Origin of the sequence: Citricoccus parietis, assembly GCF_042433045.1 — a bacterium.
Lineage (GTDB): Bacteria > Actinomycetota > Actinomycetes > Actinomycetales > Micrococcaceae > Citricoccus > Citricoccus parietis.
On the sequence record NZ_JBHLWH010000020.1, the window covers coordinates 1 to 6,735 of the forward strand.

Here is a 6,735-nt window from a genome sequence, read left to right on the forward strand (position 1 = left end):
CTCGAACTCAGCGCCTGACAACAACAACGAAGGATCAGACCGTTACACCACTTCCAGGGACTTGACCTGGCGCGTGCGGCAGTGTGGGAATGATGACCAGTGGCGCTAGGACCTCGGAGGGACATCAACGGAGCTGTTCGTTTACCCTCAACAGGTAGTAAAGGTCATGGCGTCGAGCTGTTTCTTTCCGGTCCATGGCTGCCGCTGCCGCCTTACCTGTTGCCCCTAATCCTGCCGAAGCTACAGCTGCAGTGTTCGCAATGACGTCGGACAGATCGGTGGTGGCGCCGATTCCGGCGCAGAACACCGCACCTACCGCACCTACAACGAGGTCCTTCGGGTCTTGGAGGATGTTCCGCGCAGCCTCCCTTAATAGGCCAGTTCCGCTGAGATCTTTCCGCAGTTCCCGGAGACTGGGGTAAACCTCATCACGGTAGAGCTCATTTACCTCAACTTGGAGAGCGGCGTCGAGTGGCCCCGAGGCCAGCTTCGCTGATAACTGCGCAGTGCTGCGTCGATAACGTGACAGTGAGTCGCGGAGATCCTCGCGCGTTTCTAGTACCTGCTCGATATTTGAGTCCGGGAACGCGGGCAACCGCTCGATAAGGCCAGTTCCTGTCGCGATCTTTTTCGCGCGGCTTTCAGTCAAGGGATTCATCGTGGCCACCTCTTCTTTGACCATCAAATCAACAATGCGAGCGGTTGGATGGTCGAACATAAGGTGCGAAGACGGATCCTCGATCAGTCCAGAAAGGCTCTGTTTGTACTTCTCGACGTCCAGGGAGCCATCATCACCCAAAGGCAACGCTTCAGTCGGCAATTCGAGCAGGCCGGATTCCGCCGCCACGGTGAGATCGGAGGCACCGAACTTCACCCACATGTCTTCTGCCCGGGAGGCAACGTCCTGAGCCATTCGCGCCGCAGGTTTTTCAATCGAACGTCGTAGATGTTGAATAGCATCTCGATGTTGAGCGGGAAATGCTCGGCGTTGCTGTCGCGGTATCTTCCGCATTGCTTCCCACTGAGTCATAAGGCGGCGAAATTGTGCGAGGTCCTCCTCAGACACCCCTAGTTGGCATAGGTGTTCATCGGTGAACTGACTCAACATCTGCATCGGCAGAGCCCCACCTACCTCAGACGCGGCCACTGCCATCCCAGCGGTCATCACCGCAATGGGCGACATTAGTCTTACTCGATCGGCATACAGGAGAGCCGACCGCACAAGTCGTACGTCCTCCCGGAGGGAACCTTCTTGGCCGCCGTCGTTAAGGGGGCTGGTGACAACGATGATCTCCAAGTCGCTGCCGCTCGTCAGCAGGAGGGCTGATTTTGCGCGTCGATTCCTGCTCTGCCTGCTGGGCCGTCTCGACGCCTTGCCCATCTTGAGCCCGTCCTTCCTTGATCCATAGCTCTAGTTTGCGGTCCGGCCTTTTCCATCGTCCTCGGCCACCTGCTGGCGCTCTGTATCTGCCGTGATCAGATCAAGGCGAGTTAATGGGACTGCGCCAGGTCACGAAGGTTCTTCAATAGTCTTCAAGTTGGCGTCCTGGAATGCGTCGTATGTGGAGAAATCGGACCAGTACTTTTCTTCGTCGATGTCTGCCAAGGTGTGCAGAAAATCGCTCGAGCGGCGCAACGCCGCCCCTAACTGATCATCGCTGACGAGTTCCTGCAGCAGGCGAATTCTTAGCACCCATCGGCCCGTTCTACTCATCACGTAGTAGAGGGAGACTTCGGCCTGGTTGAAGTCATCATGCTTTGTTAAGGCATGGGCTTGAGTATTCCGGATGTCTCTCAAACTCTTAATCCAGCCCTCCGATGACGGACCTAGCAGCCCTGGAGCGACCTCGGAGACCCTGCCCACGATGTGCTCTATGCGTTCCGCGAAGGTCAGTTCCTCCACGTGCCCTACGGCTTGAGCAAAGGCAGCTTCAACGTCTTTCACATACTCGGGCGATGGATCAAGAGCCTCGACTCCGGCCTTCTTTGCGGCCTTCTTGGCCCTCTTGAGCTCAGCCTTCGGCACCTCTTGAAGTCCGCGGCGCACTTCGTCTGGGTGCAATCTCCGATGCGTGCCCTCCAGCGCTGAGGCGACCACAAAGGCCTCCACCTGTAGCGCCAGGTCACCTGGAAACACCATGAACGGGATAGGGCCAAGCTGGTCCGATCGGTTTAACCACTGGCCCACGATGTCCAAGGTGAGGCTATCTAGACTCAACAACGGTTCGGAGACATGCTTGACGGGTCCGCCGTCATCAATCCGCGCCAGCTCGCACCAGCCGACATCCTCGATGCATACCTGGAGTTCCGTAACCTTATTGATCTTATCGGTCCAAAGGTGGAACAGCGTCGTGAAGACCTGAGGGAACCCGCCCTTAAAATCGTCAATCGAATGTGGGGCGGACGGCCTCCACTCCAGGCCATCGACATGGTTGTCCTCAACCCACGCGCTCAGTGCCCCTGCGGCAGTGATCACTGAACCCTGCTCTGCCCATCCTGTGGGCGGGAAACTAAAGCGCAGGCGGACGGCCGTTGCCTCGACACTTGAGTCCTCAACGTGAGCGCCCCAAAGGATGGAGTGGGCAGAGTAAACTGGCTTCATGCCTAGCGTCGTGCCGACCCGCATGTTGGCTGAAAAAACCGTGAATGGTTGGCCCTCACGCAAACCCCATAGTGTCCGAGAGGACCAGTCGGCTGCCGCATGCTGAGGGTCCGCACTGAGCGCCAGGGCCCCATTGTCTGTTGGCAAAGGGATCACCTGCCGGAGGCTTTCGAACGCCTTCTCGGGATAAAGACGAAAAGCGCCCTCTCCTTCTTCAAGAGTTGCCGGTGACTCAGGGGTCGAACCGACACGTCCAAGCAACACTTGTCGCGGCTCGGTCATGCTGATCACCTTGATCCTTCCCCGCGTCGCAACGCGGCGTACAACGTTTGGCGAGAGAATGTCCTCTGGGGGCCGCAACCTCGGTCTTCGGCAGCCCCAGGTCAATCATGGACTGAGCCTGCTCCACAACGTGGTCAGTGAGCCTGGGTGTCGGCTTCATCAGTCGACGGCACTGTTGTCACAAGTGCTCTTCACTGATCGCCAGACGAGGTGGATACTGGGCCGCAGGGGATCCGCTTGCGGCACGCGCCAGCGGATCGGGTGAATGTGCCGGTGGGGGTGTGTCGGCCCGAGACGTCACGGACTCGCCGGTAGCGCTCGTAGATCACCTCTGAGCCAAACATCCTGGCCTCGACCAGCTGGAGCGGGACAGCGTCGGCGACCGGCGCCAGTAACGGTGTGCCGCCGCCGACGATGATCGGACAGCGGAGCATGCGCAGCTCTTCGACGAGACCGAGCTCGATCGCCTGTGCGGCCAGGCCCGCGCCGCCGATCTCCATATCCTTGCCGGTTGCGTCGAGTGCCGCGGAGCTCGAACGCGAGCTCGAAACCCTGGTCGAGGTGCTGCGCGCCGATGGTGGGCAGTAGAATCCGATGCTCCCGGGCTGTGGGACGAGGGTTACCGGTCGCGTACAGCTTCGGCGGGGTCGTCCAGCAGCTCGCCGTCGACGATCAGGGGATCGCTGGCATGCGCCGCTTCTGGGCGGTGTCCTGGTTTGGTCAGCTCAAGGCTCGCGAGATGCTTCTGCAGTTTCTTCGCCATGGGGAGGAAAGTGCCAAGCGTGAGCCCCCCTGAGAGTACCGCTCCGACGACGGGGATGGCCTTGGCTACTCCACTCGCAAAGATCCTGGTCGTCATTCGAACTCCGAGGTAGCCAGCGACCTTCTTGACGACGGGGTAGATCACGCCCTTGGTGAGTGCTTGCTGCGGTAGTTTCTTCGCCACTTGGGTGGCGATCATGGCTGCTGCTTTCGTAACTCCACCTTGGGCGATCTGGACGCCGAGCATGACGCCGAGGAAGAGCGTGAGGATGCCCTCGGTGGCTTCGTCCATCTCATCGTCGTCTCCGTTGAAGAGATCAGGCCAGCTATAGATGTACGCCAGCTTCTGAGAGACCCGTAGCATGTGGCCGAGATACTGGGCGACGTCGGCGGGTACCGTGCCGATCATGGCGAATCCGCCGGGAACCCCCGCAAGGGCTGACAGACCGGTGACCTTGCTGGTCTCGTGGCGGATCGAAGTATTGGCGGCTTCGGTGATGATCTTGAGCGGTATGCCCGCCGCAGCAGGGCTGTCGGCGATCGCCCGCTCGAGTTGATCCTCTGTGCAGTGGCGCTTCAACGCCGTTCGCAGATAGGCAGCCCGATCGATCCGTACGCCCGGCAACTTTGCCGCAGCGTTCAGTGCCTGGGAGAACGTCGACCCAGCGGTCGCGATCGTGTCGCTGTCATCCATGGGCTGAGAATACCCGGTGCTCCTCACGCGCCATGGCGGCGGCGGCGTGGATCTACGCCGTGGTTGCTCCCCACGTCGATCCGATGGTGCAGTTATCAAAGGCTGGGGACGGACAGCGGCCTACACGGAGTCAGGCGGACGCCAGACGCTCATCCCGCGCGGCATGAACGCGTCCAGGTCACTTTCGCTGATCGGCTCGGGCTCGAAGCGGGCCAGGTTCTCCGGGTCCAGCAGTGGATCGCGGATTCACGCGCGTCGCCGTTGTCGCCTCTGCGGAGCACCGTCACGGCATTGCGAACGCAATCCCGATCCTGCGTCGTTGGCGAGAGGCAACGATTAGGGTAGCAATATGGGGCACAAAGAGCCGATGTCGATCGCAGACGCGCTGCTGCAGATCCTGGACCGAAAGCTGATACTTCCGGCGATTCAGCGGGAGTACGTTTGGAAACCCTCTCAAATCATCCGTTTGTTCGACTCGATCATGCGTGGTTACCCCGTCGGGAACTTTCTCTCGTGGAAGGTGCTTCCCGAGACGATCAGCAAATTCAAGTTCTATGGATTCATGAAGGACTACAGCGCCTTCGACAATCGTCACAACCCCGTCATCGACATCCCCACCGACCGTGAAGTAGTCGCCATTCTTGATGGTCAGCAGCGGCTGACCTCCCTCAACCTCGGGCTTCGTGGCACCTACGCCTACAAGAACCATGGCGGCTGGGCGAACAAGCCGTGGTCTTACCCGGAACGCCGTCTGCATCTGAATCTGGCGGGTGAGGCCCCGGAAAATGAACTCGGCCTCAAGTACCACTTTCAGTTCTTGACCAAGAACGACATCGATTCGTCTGCGGATGACGAGACCAGGAAATGGTTACCGGTGTCAGACGTCTTCGATGCGCCGGAACCTGCCGCAATGATGAAGATCATGGCGAGATACGGAGAGGGGAACAATGAGCGGTCCCTCGATCTCGTTGGGAAGCTCTGGGAACAGGTTCACAAGACTGCCAGCCTCCACTTCTACGAAGAAGACGATCAAGACATCGAAAGGGTGCTCGACATCTTCGTCAGAGTGAATTCCGGGGGCACCGTCCTGTCGTACAGCGACCTGCTTCTTTCTATCGCTACTGCGCAGTGGGAAGGCGATGCTCGTGCCGCTGTTCACGGGCTGGTGGACTCCCTGAATCAGACGGGGAACGGATTCAACTTCTCCAGGGACACGATTCTGAAGTCGGGCTTGGTACTTGCAGACGTCGGTGACATCGGGTTCAAGGTCAAGAACTTCACCACGGCGAATATGGCCAAGCTCGAGGACGGCTGGGACGCCATGAGTACGTCTCTCCAGGTTGCGGTCGGACTTCTGAGCGACTTCGGCTTGTCGGGTGGGTCGCTTACCGCAGACAGTGTGCTGATTCCGGTCGCCTACTACGTCCACCACCGCAAGCTCGACCACTCCTACCGGGAATCGCCGAAGACCCGCGAGGACCGTGATGCCCTCCGGTCATGGGTGCTGCGATCCCTGATCGTTCGAGGCGTCTGGGGTTCAGGCCTGGATACCCTGCTCCGCGACCTACGGGAGGTCATCAAAGCCCAGGGGAACACTGCATTCCCGGTTGCTGCGATCGAGCGGGCGATGTCCCGCCGCGGCAAGCCGCTTGCAGTCACTGACGCCCTGGTCGAGGACATTTTAAGCCTGGAATATGGCAAAGCGCGCACCTTCGCCGTGCTCGCAGCACTGTTCCCACACGTCGACACACGAAACCAGTTCCATGTCGACCACGTCTTCCCGGCTACGCAACTCGACAGGAAGAGGCTGCGCCAACAAAAGAACGCAGATGGCACACCAAGGTTCAGCGCCGACGAGATCAACGACCTCCTCGCCCTGAGAGACCGCCTGCCGAACTTGGAACTCCTTCCCGGTCTCGAGAACATCGGCAAGTCGGACAAGACCCCGGACAGGTGGCTGGCAGCGGAGTTCCCGTCTGAGGATGACCGCAGTGCATTCCTCGCGCGGAACGCACTGCCCCCATCACTTCCCCACTCGGTCGATGAGTTCAAGGACTTTTTCGATCAGCGCCGTGCGAACCTGACCGCTCGCATCTATGACAAGCTCAGGACTCAAACTTCTGCGTCGACAGAGACCGCCGCGAAAGCTCCACTCGTTGATCTTGACGAGGAACTCGCGGAAGGCGACGACTCCGACTGAGGAAGATGCACCGGCGGGCTGCGTTGGGCTCCTCAGCAAAATGCGGGGCTGAGGCCTGATCGGCCCAGACGCTGACGCGGCCGCTTCCCCGTGCTCCGTCCGACCTACACAGCGACCTCCCACCCCGTTGAATATTCGGAGTACTGAGGTCCACTCGTATTGGGGTTGGGAGCCGGTGGCCGGTTGACGCATTTG

The 6,735-nt window shown here is 59.8% G+C and carries 5 protein-coding genes; 1 reads left to right on the forward strand and 4 read right to left on the reverse strand.

From position 1 onward, the window contains the following. Positions 1–124 precede the first annotated feature (124 nt). From ACFFIO_RS07070 to ACFFIO_RS07085, 4 genes are all read right to left on the reverse strand, one after another. Positions 125–1,114, reverse strand: a complete 990-nt coding sequence (locus ACFFIO_RS07070; RefSeq protein WP_378040894.1) for a hypothetical protein — start codon at positions 1,112–1,114, stop codon at positions 125–127. Between the two features lie 396 nt (positions 1,115–1,510). Beyond that, positions 1,511–2,884 (reverse strand): HEPN domain-containing protein, encoded by a 1,374-nt coding sequence (locus ACFFIO_RS07075; RefSeq protein WP_159551481.1) that lies wholly within the window; start codon positions 2,882–2,884, stop codon positions 1,511–1,513. 191 nt (positions 2,885–3,075) lie between these two features. Next, positions 3,076–3,384, reverse strand: coding sequence for a dihydrofolate reductase family protein (locus ACFFIO_RS07080; RefSeq protein WP_159551483.1), 309 nt, complete (start codon positions 3,382–3,384; stop codon positions 3,076–3,078). Positions 3,385–3,503: 119 nt separating this feature from the next. Next, the gene (locus ACFFIO_RS07085; protein ID WP_159551484.1) at positions 3,504–4,340 is read right to left on the reverse strand and encodes a hypothetical protein; all 837 of its coding nucleotides are present in this window, start codon (positions 4,338–4,340) and stop codon (positions 3,504–3,506) included. Positions 4,341–4,707: 367 nt separating this feature from the next. Here ACFFIO_RS07085 and ACFFIO_RS07090 point away from each other — a divergent pair, with 367 nt between their 5' ends. Then, a complete protein-coding gene (locus tag ACFFIO_RS07090; protein ID WP_236557874.1) occupies positions 4,708–6,540 on the forward strand; it encodes a DUF262 domain-containing protein in 1,833 nt (610 codons plus the stop codon). Positions 6,541–6,735: the final 195 nt, after the last annotated feature.